22 protein-coding genes are annotated in these 15500 nt (G+C 68.4%); 17 read left to right on the forward strand and 5 right to left on the reverse strand.

The window, feature by feature from the left end:
* Nucleotides 1–14 precede the first annotated feature (14 nt).
* Nucleotides 15–1145: a zinc-dependent alcohol dehydrogenase family protein gene (locus ACP693_RS04775; protein ID WP_426018542.1), complete on the reverse strand. Its 1131-nt coding sequence runs from the start codon at nt 1143–1145 to the stop codon at nt 15–17.
* Between the two features lie 133 nt (nt 1146–1278).
* Between ACP693_RS04775 and ACP693_RS04780 the strand changes: the two genes are divergently transcribed.
* Nucleotides 1279–1713: an acyl-CoA thioesterase gene (locus tag ACP693_RS04780; RefSeq protein WP_425986134.1), complete on the forward strand. Its 435-nt coding sequence runs from the start codon at nt 1279–1281 to the stop codon at nt 1711–1713.
* 4 nt (nt 1714–1717) lie between these two features.
* Here ACP693_RS04780 and arsH read toward each other — a convergent pair whose 3' ends face one another.
* The 3 genes from arsH to ACP693_RS04795 are packed head-to-tail and all read right to left on the reverse strand — an operon-like array spanning nt 1718 to nt 3226.
* Nucleotides 1718–2461: an arsenical resistance protein ArsH gene (gene arsH, locus ACP693_RS04785; RefSeq protein WP_426018540.1), complete on the reverse strand. Its 744-nt coding sequence runs from the start codon at nt 2459–2461 to the stop codon at nt 1718–1720.
* The gene (gene arsC / locus ACP693_RS04790) at nt 2458–2883 is read right to left on the reverse strand and encodes an arsenate reductase (glutaredoxin) (RefSeq protein ID WP_426018538.1); all 426 of its coding nucleotides are present in this window, start codon (nt 2881–2883) and stop codon (nt 2458–2460) included. The genes arsH and arsC overlap by 4 nt, the downstream gene beginning before the upstream one ends.
* Before the next feature lie 7 nt (nt 2884–2890).
* Nucleotides 2891–3226 (reverse strand): ArsR/SmtB family transcription factor, encoded by a 336-nt coding sequence (locus ACP693_RS04795; RefSeq protein WP_426018536.1) that lies wholly within the window; start codon nt 3224–3226, stop codon nt 2891–2893.
* An 82-nt stretch (nt 3227–3308) separates the two neighbouring features.
* On the opposite strand from ACP693_RS04795, the gene ACP693_RS04800 reads away from it, so the two are divergent.
* Nucleotides 3309–4592 (forward strand): arsenic transporter, encoded by a 1284-nt coding sequence (locus ACP693_RS04800; protein ID WP_426018533.1) that lies wholly within the window; start codon nt 3309–3311, stop codon nt 4590–4592.
* A gap of 24 nt (nt 4593–4616) precedes the next feature.
* On the opposite strand, the gene ACP693_RS04805 is transcribed toward ACP693_RS04800, so the two are convergent.
* Complete coding sequence (locus ACP693_RS04805; protein WP_425986124.1) at nt 4617–4817, reverse strand: hypothetical protein; 201 nt, start codon at nt 4815–4817, stop codon at nt 4617–4619.
* A 136-nt stretch (nt 4818–4953) separates the two neighbouring features.
* Here ACP693_RS04805 and ACP693_RS04810 point away from each other — a divergent pair, with 136 nt between their 5' ends.
* The 15 genes from ACP693_RS04810 (at nt 4954) to ACP693_RS04880 (ending at nt 15395) form a co-directional block, all read left to right on the forward strand.
* Entirely contained in the window at nt 4954–5727 is a 774-nt protein-coding gene (locus ACP693_RS04810; protein ID WP_426018531.1) for a YebC/PmpR family DNA-binding transcriptional regulator, read from the forward strand.
* A gap of 47 nt (nt 5728–5774) precedes the next feature.
* Nucleotides 5775–6071 carry a nucleotidyltransferase family protein gene (locus ACP693_RS04815; RefSeq protein WP_425986122.1) on the forward strand — a complete coding sequence of 99 codons (297 nt, stop codon included), beginning with the start codon at nt 5775–5777 and terminating at the stop codon, nt 6069–6071.
* Entirely contained in the window at nt 6061–6435 is a 375-nt protein-coding gene (locus ACP693_RS04820) for a DUF86 domain-containing protein (protein WP_426018529.1), read from the forward strand. Before ACP693_RS04815 ends, ACP693_RS04820 begins: the two co-directional genes overlap by 11 nt.
* Nucleotides 6436–6510: 75 nt before the next feature.
* Nucleotides 6511–7029, forward strand: a complete 519-nt coding sequence (locus tag ACP693_RS04825; RefSeq protein ID WP_426018527.1) for a hemerythrin domain-containing protein — start codon at nt 6511–6513, stop codon at nt 7027–7029.
* Between the two features lie 76 nt (nt 7030–7105).
* Complete coding sequence (locus ACP693_RS04830; RefSeq protein ID WP_426018525.1) at nt 7106–7804, forward strand: MgtC/SapB family protein; 699 nt, start codon at nt 7106–7108, stop codon at nt 7802–7804.
* Between the two features lie 47 nt (nt 7805–7851).
* Complete coding sequence (ruvC, locus tag ACP693_RS04835) at nt 7852–8370, forward strand: crossover junction endodeoxyribonuclease RuvC (protein WP_426018523.1); 519 nt, start codon at nt 7852–7854, stop codon at nt 8368–8370.
* Complete coding sequence (gene ruvA / locus ACP693_RS04840) at nt 8367–8999, forward strand: Holliday junction branch migration protein RuvA (protein WP_426018520.1); 633 nt, start codon at nt 8367–8369, stop codon at nt 8997–8999. The genes ruvC and ruvA overlap by 4 nt, the downstream gene beginning before the upstream one ends.
* A gap of 223 nt (nt 9000–9222) precedes the next feature.
* Nucleotides 9223–10260 carry a Holliday junction branch migration DNA helicase RuvB gene (gene ruvB, locus ACP693_RS04845; protein WP_426018518.1) on the forward strand — a complete coding sequence of 346 codons (1038 nt, stop codon included), beginning with the start codon at nt 9223–9225 and terminating at the stop codon, nt 10258–10260.
* A gap of 55 nt (nt 10261–10315) precedes the next feature.
* Nucleotides 10316–11782: an alpha/beta fold hydrolase gene (locus ACP693_RS04850; RefSeq protein ID WP_426018516.1), complete on the forward strand. Its 1467-nt coding sequence runs from the start codon at nt 10316–10318 to the stop codon at nt 11780–11782.
* Nucleotides 11779–12165 carry a hypothetical protein gene (locus tag ACP693_RS04855; protein ID WP_426018514.1) on the forward strand — a complete coding sequence of 129 codons (387 nt, stop codon included), beginning with the start codon at nt 11779–11781 and terminating at the stop codon, nt 12163–12165. Before ACP693_RS04850 ends, ACP693_RS04855 begins: the two co-directional genes overlap by 4 nt.
* Before the next feature lie 9 nt (nt 12166–12174).
* Nucleotides 12175–12639 (forward strand): tol-pal system-associated acyl-CoA thioesterase, encoded by a 465-nt coding sequence (gene ybgC / locus ACP693_RS04860; protein ID WP_426018512.1) that lies wholly within the window; start codon nt 12175–12177, stop codon nt 12637–12639.
* A 68-nt stretch (nt 12640–12707) separates the two neighbouring features.
* Nucleotides 12708–13139 (forward strand): hypothetical protein, encoded by a 432-nt coding sequence (locus tag ACP693_RS04865; RefSeq protein ID WP_426018510.1) that lies wholly within the window; start codon nt 12708–12710, stop codon nt 13137–13139.
* A gap of 139 nt (nt 13140–13278) precedes the next feature.
* Nucleotides 13279–14031: a protein TolQ gene (gene tolQ, locus ACP693_RS04870; protein ID WP_426018507.1), complete on the forward strand. Its 753-nt coding sequence runs from the start codon at nt 13279–13281 to the stop codon at nt 14029–14031.
* Between the two features lie 3 nt (nt 14032–14034).
* Nucleotides 14035–14490 carry an ExbD/TolR family protein gene (locus tag ACP693_RS04875; RefSeq protein ID WP_426018505.1) on the forward strand — a complete coding sequence of 152 codons (456 nt, stop codon included), beginning with the start codon at nt 14035–14037 and terminating at the stop codon, nt 14488–14490.
* 5 nt (nt 14491–14495) lie between these two features.
* Nucleotides 14496–15395, forward strand: coding sequence for a hypothetical protein (locus ACP693_RS04880; protein ID WP_426018503.1), 900 nt, complete (start codon nt 14496–14498; stop codon nt 15393–15395).
* Nucleotides 15396–15500 lie beyond the last annotated feature (105 nt).

Here is a 15500-nt window from a genome sequence, read left to right on the forward strand (position 1 = left end):
CCAGGGGCTGGTCGTCAGGGCCTGACGATCAGCCGCACCACCTCGCCGGCGTGCAGGCGGTCGAAGCCGGCGTTGATGTCGTCCAGAGGGATGACGCCGCTCATCAGCCGGTCCACCGGCAGCCGGCCCTGGCGGTAGAGGGCGACGTAGCGGGGGATGTCGCGGCTGGGGACGCAGGCGCCGATGTAGGAGCCCTTCAGCGTGCGCTCCTCGCCGACCAGGGAGACGATGTTGACGGCGAGCGCCGCCTCAGGCGGGGGCAGGCCGGCGGTGACGGTGGTCCCGCCGCGCCGGGTCATCCGCCAGGCGGTGTCGAGGGCGCGGGCCGAGCCGGCCATTTCGAAGGCGAAGTCGGCGCCGCCCTTGGTCAGGGCGCGGACCTGATCGACGGCGTCGGCATCGGCGCCGTTGACGGTGTGGACCGGACCCAGGGTGCGGGCCAAGGCCAGCTTGTCCTCCGACAGATCGACGGCGATGACAGGCGAGGCGCCGCTGGCCAGGGCGCCGAGGACGCTGGACAGGCCGACGCCGCCCAGGCCGATGACCACGACGCTCTGGCCCGCCTTGACCCCGGCTGTGTTCACCACGGCGCCGACCCCGGTCAGGACGGCGCAGCCGAACAGGGCCGCCTCCTCGAACGACAGGGCCGGGTCGATCTTCACCAGGGAGCGGCGTGAAACGACGGCGTGTTCGGCGAAGGCCGAACAGCCGAGGTGGTGATTGACCGGCTCGCCCTCGCGGAAGAGGCGGCGGGCGCCGGACAACAGTTCGCCCTTGCCGTTCGCGGCGGCGCCCGGCTCGCACAGGGCGGGACGGCCGCCGGCGCAGGGATCGCAATGGCCGCATGAGGGCATGAAGACCATGACGACGTGGTCCCCGACGGCCAGATCCGTGACGCCCTCCCCCAGGGCCTCGACCACGCCTGCGGCTTCGTGACCCAGGGCCATGGGCAGAGGGCGGGGGCGGTCGCCGTTGATGACGCTGAGATCCGAGTGGCACAGGCCTGCGGCCTTGATCGCGACCAGGACTTCGCCGGGACCGGGCGGGTCCAGCGTCACGGCATTGACGGAGAGGGGGCGGCTGTCGGCGTAAGGGGGCGCGGCGCCCATGCGGGACAGGATGGCGGCGCGGGTCGGGATGCTCATGCTCTTGTCCTCATGTCCGAAAAGACCAGCGCGTTCGTGATCAGGCTTTTACCGATAGGCGCTTGACGCAACGTCGTCCAAGCTAGAGCGTCGTGATCGAGAGCGACGGTTCGCGTCGCCGAGGGAGATGACGATGCCGAAACGAGACGAGGGCGCCCTGGCCCACCGCGCGACCTACAAGGCCTTTCACATGGTCTCGACGCGCTGGGCCGACAACGACCAGTACGGGCACATCAACAACGCCAAATTCTACGAGTTCGTGGACTCGGCGGTGAACGCCCACCTGCTGATCGCCGACGCCCTGACGGAATCCATCGGCCTGGTGGTGGATTCCGGCTGCCGCTACACCTCGTCGCTGAAGTTCCCTGACGTGATCGAGGTCGGGATCAAGGTCGATAAGATCGGCACCTCCAGCGTCACCTACGGCTTTGCGGTCTTCAAGCGCAGCGCCGATGTCCCCGCCGCCATCGGCCATTTCGTCCACGTCTATGTCGACGCCGAAACCCGCCGACCCAAGCCGCTGCCGGCCAAGCTGAAGGCCGTGGTGGAGAACCTGCGGGCGGGGTGAGGGGCTAAGAACCGCCGGCGATTGCGGACAGATCCTTTGACCGGTCTATCGGCGTCTGCTCGGCCTTTCGCTCGGAGTAGCGGTCCACAAGCTGCGCGGCGTGAGGCCGGGTCAGGATTGTGAACCGCACCAGTTCCTCCATCACATCGACGATCCGGTCGTAGTAGGCCGACGGCTTCATGCGGCCTGCGTCGTCGAACTCCGTGAAGGCCTTGGCGACGCTGGACTGGTTGGGGATGGTGATCATCCGCATCCAGCGGCCGAGCAGACGCAGGGTGTTGACGGCGTTGAAGCTCTGCGAGCCGCCCGACACCTGCATGACCGCCAGGGAGCGGCCCTGGGTCGGGCGCATGCCGCCCATGTTGAGCGGCAGGTGGTCGATCTGGAGCTTCATGATCGCCGAGATCTGGCCGTGCCGTTCCGGGCTGCACCAGACCATGCCTTCGGACCACATGGCGTGTTCACGCAGTTCGTGCACGGCCGGATGGTCGTCGCCGGCGACCTGATCGGTCAGCGGCAGGTCGGACGGATCGAAGATGCGGGTCTCGCACCCCATGACCTGCAACAGTCGCGCCGCCTCCTCGACGCACAGGCGCGAGAAGGACCGCGCGCGCAGGGAGCCGTAGAGCAGCAGAATGCGCGGCGCGGGATTTCCCGGACCCAGGCCCTGCGCGGGCGTGGTCGAGAGATAGGCCGGATCGAGGGCCGGCAGATGGCCGGGATCGGGCAGGTCGCGAAGTCGGCTCATCCGATCACGCGGCGCCCGTCGGCGTCGACGACGACCTCGCCGTCCTCCTTGGCGAAGGGCTTCAGCCCCTCCTGGGGCAACAGATCCAGCACCGCCTCGGACGGGCGGCACAGTTTCACCCCCAGGGGCGTGAAGACGATGGGGCGGTTCATCAGGATCGGATGCGCCTCGATGGCGTCCAGCAGCTGGTCGTCCGACAGGGCGGCGTCGTCCAGGCCCAGTTCGGCATAGGGCCTGCCCTTCTCGCGCAGGATGTCGCGCACCGACCCGCCCATCCGTTCGAGCAGTTGCGCCACCAGCGCCCGGCTGGGCGGGGTCTTCAGATATTCGATCACATGCGGCTCGATTCCGACATGGCGGATCAGGGCCAGGGTGTTGCGCGACGTCCCGCAGGCGGGATTGTGATAGATGACGACGTCCATTGGGGCCTCAGTCGCAGCAGGGGGCCAGTTCGGCCAGCAGGGGTTTGCAAAGCTCGGCGCTGCCTTGGCAGCAGTCCTTGAGCAGGAACAGGACGACCTCGCGCAGCCGATCCAGATCGGCGCGGTAGATGATCGACCGGCTGCGCCTCTGCGCCGTGATTAGTCCCGCGCGGGATAGCACGCCCAGATGCGCCGACATCGTATTGGTCGGGACGGCAAGCCGGTCGGCGATTTCTCCCGCAGGCAGGCCTTCGGGTTCGTGTCGAACCAGCAGCCGAAAGGCGTCCAGTCGCGTGGACTGGGCCAGGGCGGCGAGCGCGAGAATGGCCGGTTCGGATTCCATTATTCCAAGATACTGGAAATGTGGTCGAGTGCAAGCTAGAGGGGTTTCTGCGGTCGCCGGTCGGCCGCAACGGAGCCTCCCCATGATCATCGCCCTTCTGATCTTCGCGGTCACCACCACCCTGGTGATCTGGCAGCCGAAGGGCCTGCAGATCGGCTGGAGCGCGATGGGCGGCGCGGCGGTCGCGCTGTTGCTGGGCGTCGTCACCCTGAACGACATTCCCGTGGTCTGGGGCATCGTCTGGAATGCGACGGCGACCTTCATCGCCATCATCGTCATCAGCCTGTTGCTGGACGAGGCCGGCTTCTTCGAATGGGCCGCCCTGCATGTCGGTCGCTGGGGCGGCGGCCATGGGCGCAGGCTGTTCGTGCTGTTCGTTCTGCTGGGGGCGGCGGTGTCGGCCCTGTTCGCCAATGACGGGGCGGCGCTGATCCTGACGCCCATCGTCATCGCCATGCTGCTGGCGCTCGGCTACGGACCCAAGGCGACCCTGGCCTTCGTCATGGCGGCGGGCTTCATCGCCGACGCCGCCAGCCTGCCGCTGGTGGTGTCCAACCTGGTCAACATCGTCTCGGCCGACTTCTTCGACATCGGCTTCGACCGCTATGCGGCGGTCATGGTCCCCGTGGACCTGGCGGCCATCGCCGCGACGCTCGTCGTCCTGTTCGCGGTCTTCGGGCGCGACATCCCCAGGGCCTATGACATCGACCGCCTGGCCCTGCCTGCGACGGCGATCAAGGACCGGGCGACCTTCGTCGCGGGCTGGATCGTGCTGGCCCTGCTGCTGGTCGGCTTCTTCGTGATGGAGCCCAGGGGCGTCCCCGTCTCGGCCGTCGCGGCAGCGGGCGCGGCCATCCTTCTTGTGGTCGCCGGTCGGGGTGCGGTGATCAGCACGACCAGGGTGTTGCGCGAGGCGCCCTGGCAGATCGTGATCTTTTCTCTGGGCATGTATCTGGTGGTCTATGGGCTGGGGAACGCCGGCCTTACCCGCCATGTCGCAGGGCTGCTGGACGGGTTCGCGCAAGGCGGCGTCTGGGGCGCGGCCTTCGGGACCGGCTTCCTGACCGCCTTCCTGTCGTCCATCGCCAACAACATGCCGGCCGTCCTGATCGGCGCCTTGTCCATCGACGCCTCGTCGGCGACGGGCGCGGTCAAGGAGGCGATGATCTACGCCAATGTCATCGGCAGCGACCTGGGCCCCAAGATGACGCCGATCGGATCGCTGGCCACCTTGCTGTGGCTGCACGTCCTGGCGAAGAAGGGCGTGAAGATCGGCTGGAGCTACTATTTCAAGGTCGGGGTGGTCATGACCTTGCCCGTACTCGCCGTGACCTTGGCGGCCTTGGCCTTGAGACTGACCGTCTGACTGGGGCGACCGGTCTCCCGGCCGTCAGTCGTCCAGGCGGCCGATCAGGAACAGGGCGCCGACGGCGGTCAGGGCGCCCAGGGTGAAGGCGGTGGCGATGGCGCCGGTGGCGACGGCGGTCGAGACGGTGACCGGGCGTGTTTCGTACCATTCGACGATGTCGGCCTCGTGCAGGTCTTCGTCCATATAGCCCTGGGCTTCGTAGATGGTGTCGTCTGCGGTCATGGCTGCGCTCCGTCTGTCTGCGGGGGATCAATACGCGCAAACGGTCGAGGTTCCACCCCTGTCACCCATCGTGACAGGATGACACTGTTGGTTTAGGACCGCCCGCTCAGGTTCCAGAACGCACGAAGACGATCCCATGGCCGGCCACTCGAAATTCAAGAACATCATGCACCGCAAGGGGCGCGCCGATGCGCAGCGCTCCAAGCTGTTCTCCAAACTGTCGCGCGACATCACCGTGGCGGCCAAGAACGGCATGCCCGATCCGGCGCTGAACCCGCGCCTGCGTCTGGCGGTCAACAACGCCAAGGCCGAGAGCCTGCCCAAGGACGTGATCACCCGCGCCATCAACAAGGCCTCGGGCGGCGACGTCGATACGATGGAAGAGGTCCGCTACGAGGGCCGGGGGCCGGGCGGCGTGGGCATCATCGTCGAGGCTTTGACCGACAACCGCAACCGCGCGGCGTCCAACATCGGCGCGGCGTTCAAAAAGAACGGCGGGGCGCTGAGCGAGATGAATTCCGTCGCCTTCATGTGGGACAAGGTCGGCAAGATCACCTACGCCGCCGAGGCCGGTTCGGAAGACGCCGTGATGGAGGCCGCCATCGAGGCCGGCGCCCAGGACGTCGAGAGCGACCTGGTCAAGCCCGACATCTATGAGGACGCGCCGGGCCACACGATCTGGACCGCCTTCGAGGACCTGAACGAAGTCGCCGAGGCCATGTCCAAGGTTCTGGGCGATCCGAAATCCACCGCCATCGTCTGGAAGCCGCAGTCGGACGTGCCGGTCACCGGCGACGCGGTCGGGACGCTGTTCAAGCTGCTGGACGCGCTGGACGCCGAGGACGACGTGTCGGCCGTCTATTCCAACGAGGATGTCTCGGACGAGGACGCGGCGAAATACGCGGGCTGATTTCCGGCGCCCTCGCGTCGAAACGGCGTTCGCGCTAAACTGTCGTCATGAACAGCGCCGCCGTCATTGCCGTCCTGCGCGAGCACGAGGGCGAACTGCGTCGTCAGGGCGTCACGCATGCCGCCCTGTTCGGATCGGTCGCACGTGGCGATGCAGGCCCTGACAGCGATCTGGACATCATGGTCCAGATCGACCCGGCGGCGGACGTGAACCTCTACGACTACGTCGGCATCACCCAGTTCATCGGCGACCTGTTCGCGGGCCGCGCAGACGTGTCGGATCGCGAGATGCTGATCGAACCCGTCCGCCGTGAGGCGGAGCGCGAGGCGATCTTTGCTTTCTGAGCCGGATCGCAGGGAGAGGCTCGCCTGGCGGGCCATTCTGGACAACTGCCTTTTGGCGCAGAGCTTCTGCGCAACCCTGTCGGCCGCCGAGTTCGCGGCGGATCGCAAGACCTTCTATGCGGTCACGCGATGTCTGGAGATCGTGTCGGAAGCGGCTCGGCGTCTTCGTGGCGTCCAGCAGGCCGATCATCCGTCGATCCGATGGCGGCAGATCGAGGATTCCGGCAATGTCTTTCGCCACGTCTATCAGAACGTCGCGGAAAGCCGCGTCTGGGCCATCGTGCATGGTGAACTGAACGATCTGATCGCCGCAGCCAGTGCGGTCCTGGGGGACGAGTCGTTGCGAGACCATCACCCGAAATAGGGCGCGAGTCGTTCGCACGGAACCGGGCGGCGGCGAAGGCGTAACGAGGCTTCACCGGTACGCCTGGAGGGCCCCATGGACATCACCCAGTTGATCCTCGACGACCATGCCGAACAGCGTCGGCTGTTCGCGATCATCGAGCAGATCGATCCCAAGGACGTGGATGCGCTGAGCGCCGTGTGGTTGAGGCTGTCGGCGTTTCTGGACGTGCATGCCGAGGCCGAGGAGCGGTTCTTCTATCCCGAGCTGCTGAAACAGGGCGAGGGCGCAAACGACGCCGAGGACGGCACGGTCGAGGGCGAGACCGAGGACGCCATCGAGGATCACAACAAGCTGCGAAACGCGGTCAAGGCGGTGGAGCAGCACGAGGTGGGAACCAAGGCCTGGTTCGAGGCCGTGGGCGAGGCGAACGTCGTCAACTCCAAGCACATGGGCGAGGAGGAGCGGCAGGGGCTGACCGACTTCCGCATGAATGCCGACATCGAGACGCGCCACGCCCTGGCCGTCAAGTTCGCCGCCTTCGAGGCCGAGCACATCACCGGGGTCAAGCCAGTAAACAAGGATCCCGAGGCCTATATCGAAAAACACGGCTGACGGTCGGCCTGAGAACAGGGTGTCGCAGGACTGTCCGTCCAAGGAACATCCCGCCGCGTCCCGTCGTTGAGGGCGGATGAATCTGGGCAGTCTCGAAGGCGCGGTGGCGCCGATCCTCGGCGCGGTGATCGCGGGCGGTGTGATCGGTTTCGAGCGGGAATGGCGCGGGCGGCCGGCGGGTCTGCGCACCCACATATTGGTCAGTCTGGCTTCGGCCCTGCTGATGCTGGCGGCCATGTCGCAGGCGGACTGGGCGTTCCGCGCCCTGCCCGACGAGAACATCGTCACCGATCCGACGCGGATGGCGCACGGGGTGCTGACGGGGATCGGCTTCCTGTGCGCGGGCGTGATCTTCCGCACCGGGTTCTCGATCCACGGCCTGACCACGGCGGCGTCGCTGTGGATCACATCGGCGATCGGCATTCTGTTCGGGGCGGGTCTGTATGCGCTGGGCTCGGCGGCGACGGTGGTCACGGCCCTGATCCTGGTCGGGCTGAAACTGATCAGCGGCCGGCTGCCGGCGCGGACGGTGGTGGACGCCGAGGTGTGCTGGGAGAGGCGCGAGGCGTCGCCTGAGCCGGCCATCGAGGCGGCCTTGAGGGCGATCGACGCCGAGGTGCGGCACGACACGTTCGAACTGATCGACGAGGGGCGCAACGTGCGGCGGACGTGGCGGTTGAGGGCGGCGGAGGAAAGCCAGCTGAAGCGGCTGGCGGAACAGCTGTGCGCCATACCGGGCGTGGTCGCCTACAGCCTGGACCCGCGCGACGACTGAAAACCGTTCATTGCCCGATAACCCTCTTTGCGGCATGAGGGGAACGGATGGCGAACGAACCTGTCAGAATCATCGGCCTGGACCCCGGTCTGCGACGCACCGGCTGGGGGGTGATCGTGTCCGACGGTGCGCGGTTGAGGTGGGTGGCGCACGGGGTCGTCAGCCCGCCGGAGACCGCGCCGTTCAGCGAGCGGCTGCTGCATCTGTTCGAGGCGCTGGGCGTCATCTGCGCCGACCACGGCTGCGAGGAGGCGGCGGTGGAGGAGGTGTTCGTAAACGTGAACCCGTCCTCGACCCTGAAGCTGGGCCATGCGCGGGCGGCGGTGATGCTGGCGCCGGCCAAGCTGGGGCTGACGGTGGCGGAATATTCGCCGAACCTGATCAAGAAGGCGGTGGTGGGCGCGGGGCACGCGGACAAGAGCCAGATCGCCTTCATGATCAAGCGGCTGCTGCCGACCGCCGGCGACGTAAAGGCGGATGCCGCCGATGCGCTGGCCGTGGCGGTCACCCATGCGCAACTGAGGAAACGGGCCTTGCTGGAAGCGATGCATCGGGGGGCGGCGTGATCGGGCGTTTGCGTGGCGTGCTGGCCGAGGTCGGGGAGGCGGATTGCCTGATCGACTGTGCAGGCGTGGGCTATGTCGTGTCCTGTGGGGCGCGGACCCTGGGACGGTTGCCGGCGCCGGGCGACGAGGCGACGGTGCATGTGCATTCGCAGTGGAGCGAGGACGCGGGGCCGCGCCTGTACGGCTTTCTGACGCGCGACGAGCGGCGGGCCTTCACCACCCTGCTGGCCATCCAGGGGGTGGGGCCGAAGGCGGCGCTGGCGGTGCTGGATGTGCTGCCGCCGGGCGAACTGGCGGGAGCGGTCGCGCGCGAGGACAAGGCGGCCGTGGCGCGGGCCAATGGCGTGGGGCCCAAGCTGGCGCTGAGGATCGTGACCGAGCTGAAGGGCAAGCCGCTGGGCGAAGTCAGTTTCGCGCCGACCGCGCCGGGCATGCATGTCGAGATCGCGCCGCCTGCGCCGTCCATCACCGGCGAGGCGGTGTCGGCCCTGCTGGGGCTGGGCGTGGCCGAGGTCAATGCGCGGCGGGCGGTGGATCAGGCGCTGATCCGGCTTGAGTCGAAAAACGGGGGCGACGAGGCCGAACTGCCCGCCGTGATCCGGGCGGCCTTGCAGGAGTTGGGGCGGTGAGAACGGAACGCTCCCCAGGTTTCGGGCCAGGTTCAAGGGCGGCGGGGTTGAGCCGGGTGAGTGACGCGGCCTATGCGGACGCCCCCCCGAAACGTCAGAGTGGATTTGACAATGAACAAGAAACTGCAGGTCGTGATCGTCTTCGCCGTCGGTCTGATCGCCATGGTGGTCGGCTACGTGGTCCTGAAGGGGCTGTAGGCCTGTCGCGTCGGGGAGCGGTGCGATGAGCGACGATAGACTGGTCGCCGCCGACGCCGCCCCCGGCGAAGCCTACGACCGCGCCCTGCGGCCGCAGACGCTGTCCGAGTTCGTCGGGCAGTCGCAGGCCAAGGGCAATCTGAAGGTCTTCATCGATGCGGCGCGCGGGCGGGCCGAGGCGCTGGACCATGTGCTGCTGTTCGGGCCGCCGGGGCTGGGCAAGACGACCCTGGCGCAGATCGTGGCGCGCGAGCTGGGCGTGGGGTTCAGGGCGACATCGGGGCCGATCCTGGCCAAGGCGGGCGATCTGGCGGCCATCCTGACCAATCTGGAGCCGCGCGATGTCCTGTTCATCGACGAAATCCACCGGCTGAGCCCCAACGTCGAGGAGATCCTGTATCCGGCCATGGAGGACCATGTGCTGGACCTGATCATCGGCGAGGGGCCGTCGGCGCGGTCGGTGCGGATCGATCTGGCGCCCTTCACCCTGGTCGGGGCGACGACGCGGGCGGGGCTGCTGGCCACGCCGCTGCGGGACCGGTTCGGCATCCCGCTGCGGCTGGAGTTCTATTCGGCCGACGAGCTGACGGCGGTGGTGCGCGGCACGGCGCGCAAGATGGGCGCGGCCATCGACGAGGATGGCGCGCGCGAGATCGCGTCACGGGCGCGCGGCACGCCCCGGATCGCCGGGCGTCTGCTGCGCCGGGTGCGGGACTTTGCGTCCGCCGAGGGGGCCGAGACGATCTCCAAACTGGTGGCGGCGCGGGCGCTGGCGCGGCTGGAGGTGGACGAGGCCGGGCTGGACAGCCTGGACCGGCGGTTCCTGAGGGCGCTGATCGAAAACTACGGCGGCGGGCCGGTGGGGATGGACACCTTGGCGGCCGCCATCGCCGAGGCGCGCGACGCGGTCGAGGACGTGATCGAGCCCTATCTGATGCAACAGGGCTTCATCATGCGCACCCCGCGCGGACGCGTCGCCTGCGCCAAGGCCTATGCCCACCTGGGGCTGAGTGCGCCTGCGCCGCCGGCCGCCGGTCCCGTGCCGGGCGACCTGTTCGAATAGGCGGTTGCCAAGCGGGGCGGGCGAGGGTTTGGTGGCGTCGAACCGGAGCCGTCCTATGATCTTGCGCACTCTGGCCGTCCTGGCGCTCGTAGCCGGCCTGACGGCTTTGGCTCCGCCGGCGAACGCGGCGGCGCCGGTGTTCACCGACAAGCCCTGTCCGAGCGACTGGCCGACGGGGCTGCGCGAGGTGCGGTGCGGAACGCTGACGGTGGACGAGGCGCGCGACGGTAGCGTCAGCGACCGGCGCATCGACGTCGCCGTGGTGATCATAAAGGCCAGCGCGCCGTTCAGGGACGCCTCGGGACAGGCGCTGCCGCCGATGGTGACGTTCCACGGCGGGCCGGGTGGCGCGTTGACGCCGGGGGCGGGGCGGATGCTGGGGGCCTTGCGCCGCAATCCCGAGGCCTTCGCCGTGGATCAGGACGTAATCCTGTTCGATCAGCGCGGCGGCGGGGCGAGCAAGCCGTCGATGGACTGTCCGGGCGTGCAGCTGACCGACGCCGGGCCGCCGTCCGATGCGGACCGCGACGGGCTGATCGCCTGTCTGAAGGGCTATCAGGCGCAGGGCGTCGATCTGAACCAGTACAACGCCGCCGCCATCGCCGACGACGTGAAGGACATGGTCCAGGCGCTGGGCCTGACGAAGATCGACCTGTGGGGCGGATCGTACGGGCCGCGCATCGAGGCCGCCGTCATCACGCATCAGCCCCAGATCGTGCGCGCCGCCGTGATGGACAGCCCCTGGCCGCCCGAGGGCAACTGGGCCGTCGGCACGCCGGAACAAGTGTCGGCGGCGGTGAAGGTCATCCTGGCCAAATGCGCGGCCCAGCCGGCGTGCGCGGCGCAGCATCCGAACCTTCAGGCGCGGTTCGAGGTCGAGGCGCGCAAATGGCTGGCAGGGCCGATCACCGGCAATGACGGGCGCACGTTTACCGTCGACGACCTCTCGGCCTTTCTAATGGACACGACCTATAGCGCCACGGGGGTGCGGGGGCTGCCGGTCGATCTGGAGAAGATCATCGCCGGCGATCTGAGCCCCGTCGCCGAGATCGCCGAGGATCGGACCTATTATTTCGAGGGCCAGCACATGGCGCACCTGTGCAAGGAGGAGCTGCCGTTCGAATCCAAGGCGCGGCTGGCGGCCGGGGCGGCGGGCGATCCGGTGGCCGAGGTGCTGGTCCCGTCGCTGTCGCGGCTGTTCGACGTCTGCGCGGCCGTGGGCGAGCGGCCCGCCGCGCCCATCGAGAATCTGCCGGTCCAGACCGACATCCCGACCCTGTTCGTCGCCGCCGAGATCGATCCCGGTTGCCCGCCGCCCCTGACCGAGGCGGCCGCCAAGGGCTATTCCCACAGCCAGGTGGTGATCGTGACTAACGCCACCCACGGCGTGATCAACGCCAGCGCTTGCACCCGCAAGATGGCGCGCGACTTCTTGCGTGATCCGTCCAAGCCGGTGGACCGCAGCTGCCTGCCGGCCGCCGACACGCCGCTGGACTTCACCCTGGATGCGCCCGCCGCATGAAGATGATGCCGCATCGCAGCCCGCGACAGCGGTGGACGATGATCGCGGCGGCGGTCGTGCTGGCCCTGTGCGCCGTCGTCGCCTGGGTCGCGATGCGGCCGGCGAACACGCCGTCGCCCGAGCCGGCCTCGACGCGGGTCACGCGTCAGATCCGCATCCAGGCGGGCCCCGGCGCCGAGCTGCGCTATGCCGAGGCGGGACAGAGGCGGGCGGTGTGCGGCTATATGGGGCGGGTTGCGGGCGGGCCGGCGGTCGGGTTCGTGTCGATCCCCAACCGCATCCTGTTCAGCGACGATCCCTTGCCGACCGAGTTTCGCGAGATGCGTCAGCGGTATTGCCCCGGCTTCATGCAGGGGCCTACGCAGCCGTCTCCAGTGCGCTAGACTGCACGGATGAGCATCGACCAACCCACCGCCGGCCGTTTCGAGGGGCGCGATCACCTGTTGCCGGTGCGCGTCTATTACGAGGACACCGATTTCACCGGCCTAGTCTATCACGCCAACTATGTGCGCTATTTCGAGCGGGGACGTTCGGACTTCCTGCGCGCCATCGGGGTGGGGCACGCCGATCTGCTGGAAGAGGCCGAGCCGCTGGCGTTCGTCGTGGCGGAAATGAACATCAAATATCTGAAGCCCGCGCGGATCGACGACGCCCTGGTGGTGCGCACGATTTACGAAGAGGTGAAGGGGGTGCGGCTGATCATCCGCCAGAGCGTGGAGCGGGCGGGCGAAGTGCTGTGCCGCGCCGAGGTGACGGCGGTCTGCATCCATCTGGACGGACGACCGCGCCGGCCCTCCAAGGGGCTGGTCGAGAAGGTGACGCCGTGGCTGGCGGCGTCCCGGCTTTCGCCGGGATGAGCGGAAGAGATGGGGCTGTCGGACGTCGCCGATTCCGCTAAAATCGTTCCGAAACGAGGGGAAACGTCGTGGCTGCAGAAACCTACAAGATGTCCACCAGCGCGGTGATCGTCACGGTCCTGCTGTTCCTGCTGCTGATCGGCGGCGGGCTGGTGGGCTGTCCCTATTACAAGGTCTGGGAACGCAAGATGGCGGGCCAGGCCGAGCTGCAATACCAGCAGGGCGCGCGTCAGGCGCTGATCGCCCAGGCCGCCGCAGAAGACGAGGCGGCGATCAAACGGGCCGAGGCGGCGACGCGCCGGGTGCTGGGCTGGACCGATGCGGCCAAGCGCGGCTGCGCCGAACTGGGCCGGGCCGGAGACCGTCTGTGCGAGGAACAGCTGCTGCGCGACGCCGCCACCTATTCCATCGCCAAGGAAGGCCACGAGGGCGTGATTATCAGCGTCGGCGCCCCGGTGGCCGTCGCGGTCGATCCGACGCGCAGATCGGGCGCGGAATAACCCTCTGTTAACCCTTATGACGCGCCTGTCAGATGACGGGCGGTCGGGTCGGAGCTAAACGGGCCGGACGCCACACAATGGTCACGTCCGCTGGGTCGAAGAGGGCGTGAACGAACTCGATTCCGCCCGGAGCGCCTGAATGACAATGCCCGTCGACGCCTCGATGATGAACCCCGTCGAGCTGTTCATGACCGCCGACTGGGTGGTGAAGACGGTGATGATCGGTCTGGCGGCGGCCTCGATCTGGTCGTGGACCATCATCATCGACAAGGCGGTGCGGTTCACGGCGCTGAACAAACAGGCCGACGACTTCGAAAAGGCGGTCCAGTCGGGCCGGTCGTTGGAGGACGTCGCGGCCCAGGCCGGGCCGGCGCCGGACCACGCCCTGCCGCGCATGCTGGTGATCGCCCTGTCTGACTGGCGTGAGGCGCGTCAGCGCGGGGCGCTGAACGAACACCAGGGCGACCTGCTGATGACCCGCATCGACCGGGCGATGAACAGCCTGATCACGCGCGAGAGCCAGCGGATCGAGAACGGTCTGGGCGTGCTGTCGGTCGTGGCGACCGCCTCGCCCTTCATCGGCCTGTTCGGCACGGTGTGGGGCATCATGAATGCGTTCGGCCGCATCGCGGCGGCGGGCAATACCAATCTGACGACCGTGGCGCCGGCCATTGCGGAAGCTTTGTTCGCTACGGCCATCGGCCTGGCGGCGGCCATCCCGGCCTATATCGCCTACAACAAGTTCTCGATCGACGCGGGCAAGTTCTCGAATCGGCTGGAGGCGTTTGCGGACGACCTGCAGGCCGCCGTGGCGCGCCGCCTGGGCAGCCCCTCGGCCCCGCCGCCTCCGCCCGTGGCGTCCAGCGACCTCAGCCTGACGCGGGGCGGCTGAGCCATGGCCCTGGGCGGTGGTTCGAGCGGCGGCGGAGGGCGTCGGGGACGGCGGGGGCGTAAAGGCCCTCTGACCGAGATCAACGTCACGCCCCTGGTGGACGTGATGCTGGTGCTGCTGATCATCTTCATGATCTCGGCGCCGTTGCTGACGGTCGGGGTGCCGGTCGAACTGCCCAAGACCGAGGCCAGCGCGGTCGAGATCAGGTCGGAACCCCTGTCGGTCAGCATCGACCAGCAGGGCGCGATCTTCGTCGGGGACAGCGAGACGGCGTTCGACGCCCTGTCGGAGCGGTTGCTGACCGAGGCCGGCGGCGCGGAACAGGCGTCGGAGCGGCCGGTGTTCGTGCGGGCCGATGGGCGTGCCCCCTATCAGGCGGTGGCGCGGGTGATGGCGCGGCTGAGCGCCTCGGGCTTCACCAAGCTGAACCTGATCACCGACACGGCGCCGGAGGCCTGAGCCCCTTGCGTCGTCCGAGCCCCGCGATCCTCGGATCCCTCGCCCTGCACGCCGGGGTGATCGCGCTCGCCTTCGTGACGTTCTCGCACAAGGTGGACGAAGACGAGACGCCGCTGGTCGCCTCGGTGCCGGTGACCATCGTCTCGGAAGAGGTGGTGCAGGCGGCGCCGGCCGACAATCCGCAGCCCGAGCCGTCACCCGACGACGCCGCGACCGCGCCGGTGCAGCAACCTGATCCGGTTCCGCCCACGCCCCAGCCGACGCCGCCCCAGCCCGTGCCGCGTCCGACCCCGACGCCGCCACGGCCCACGCCGGCGCGGCCGACGCCTGCTCCGACGCCGACCCCCACGCCGCGTCCGACGCCGACCCCCACGCCGCGTCCGACGCCGCCTCGCCCGACGCCGCCCCGGCCCCAGCCGCCCACGCCTGCGCCGCCGACCAAGGCCCCGACCAATCCGCGCCCGGCGACGCCCGCGCCCGCCCGTCCGGCGCCGCAACGGCCCGAGCCGAGCCTGGACCTGGACGCCCTGGCCGGACCGACGCGCCCGACGAACAATCGCGGAAGGCCGGCGACGGGTCAGCAGGGGGCGGGAACGGCGTCTCAGGCGACCGGGCCGCAGCTTGCTGCGTTAGCGGGGCAGGTGAACCCGCACTGGAATTTAAACTGCGACCTGCCAGGCATGGACTCCATGACCATTCGCGTGACGGTCCGGCTGACAGCCGATGGACAGATCGTTGGCTCGCCTCGTCTGGAACAGCCGCGCAGCGACGCGACTTGGCGCGCTGCGTCTGACGCAATGCTGCGAGCTCTTAGGGCCGCAGTGCCTTTCAACGTGCCGAATGGCTTCCAAGCCCAAGAAGTGCCTTTCCGCTTTGAAACCGCTCGAAAGTGCGGAAATCGCTAAAGGTCTCGTGACAGGCCCTGTCCATGACCGAATGTCGCCCCAATCGCCGTGAAGCTGGCGATTGTCACAACGTCCGACGATAAGGACGAGACTGTCTTTCCAAAG

Source organism: Brevundimonas sp. TWP1-3, assembly GCF_049896085.1.
Lineage (GTDB): Bacteria > Pseudomonadota > Alphaproteobacteria > Caulobacterales > Caulobacteraceae > Brevundimonas.

Excerpts from the sequence above, each read along its gene's own strand:
- ACP693_RS04830 (WP_426018525.1), top strand. The coding sequence starts at position 7,106 with ATGAATCTGGGCAGTCTCGAAGGCGCGGTGGCGCCGATCCTCGGCGCG.
- ruvC (WP_426018523.1), top strand. The coding sequence starts at position 7,852 with ATGGCGAACGAACCTGTCAGAATCATCGGCCTGGACCCCGGTCTGCGA.
- ybgC (WP_426018512.1), top strand. The coding sequence starts at position 12,175 with ATGAGCATCGACCAACCCACCGCCGGCCGTTTCGAGGGGCGCGATCAC.
- ruvB (WP_426018518.1), top strand. The coding sequence starts at position 9,223 with ATGAGCGACGATAGACTGGTCGCCGCCGACGCCGCCCCCGGCGAAGCC.
- tolQ (WP_426018507.1), top strand. The coding sequence starts at position 13,279 with ATGACAATGCCCGTCGACGCCTCGATGATGAACCCCGTCGAGCTGTTC.
- ACP693_RS04850 (WP_426018516.1), top strand. The coding sequence starts at position 10,316 with ATGATCTTGCGCACTCTGGCCGTCCTGGCGCTCGTAGCCGGCCTGACG.
- ACP693_RS04855 (WP_426018514.1), top strand. The coding sequence starts at position 11,779 with ATGAAGATGATGCCGCATCGCAGCCCGCGACAGCGGTGGACGATGATC.
- ACP693_RS04875 (WP_426018505.1), top strand. The coding sequence starts at position 14,035 with ATGGCCCTGGGCGGTGGTTCGAGCGGCGGCGGAGGGCGTCGGGGACGG.
- ACP693_RS04780 (WP_425986134.1), top strand. The coding sequence starts at position 1,279 with ATGCCGAAACGAGACGAGGGCGCCCTGGCCCACCGCGCGACCTACAAG.
- ACP693_RS04775 (WP_426018542.1), bottom strand. The coding sequence starts at position 1,145 with ATGAGCATCCCGACCCGCGCCGCCATCCTGTCCCGCATGGGCGCCGCG.
- ACP693_RS04825 (WP_426018527.1), top strand. The coding sequence starts at position 6,511 with ATGGACATCACCCAGTTGATCCTCGACGACCATGCCGAACAGCGTCGG.
- ACP693_RS04815 (WP_425986122.1), top strand. The coding sequence starts at position 5,775 with ATGAACAGCGCCGCCGTCATTGCCGTCCTGCGCGAGCACGAGGGCGAA.
- ACP693_RS04805 (WP_425986124.1), bottom strand. The coding sequence starts at position 4,817 with ATGACCGCAGACGACACCATCTACGAAGCCCAGGGCTATATGGACGAA.
- ACP693_RS04800 (WP_426018533.1), top strand. The coding sequence starts at position 3,309 with ATGATCATCGCCCTTCTGATCTTCGCGGTCACCACCACCCTGGTGATC.
- arsC (WP_426018538.1), bottom strand. The coding sequence starts at position 2,883 with ATGGACGTCGTCATCTATCACAATCCCGCCTGCGGGACGTCGCGCAAC.
- ACP693_RS04810 (WP_426018531.1), top strand. The coding sequence starts at position 4,954 with ATGGCCGGCCACTCGAAATTCAAGAACATCATGCACCGCAAGGGGCGC.
- ACP693_RS04795 (WP_426018536.1), bottom strand. The coding sequence starts at position 3,226 with ATGGAATCCGAACCGGCCATTCTCGCGCTCGCCGCCCTGGCCCAGTCC.
- arsH (WP_426018540.1), bottom strand. The coding sequence starts at position 2,461 with ATGAGCCGACTTCGCGACCTGCCCGATCCCGGCCATCTGCCGGCCCTC.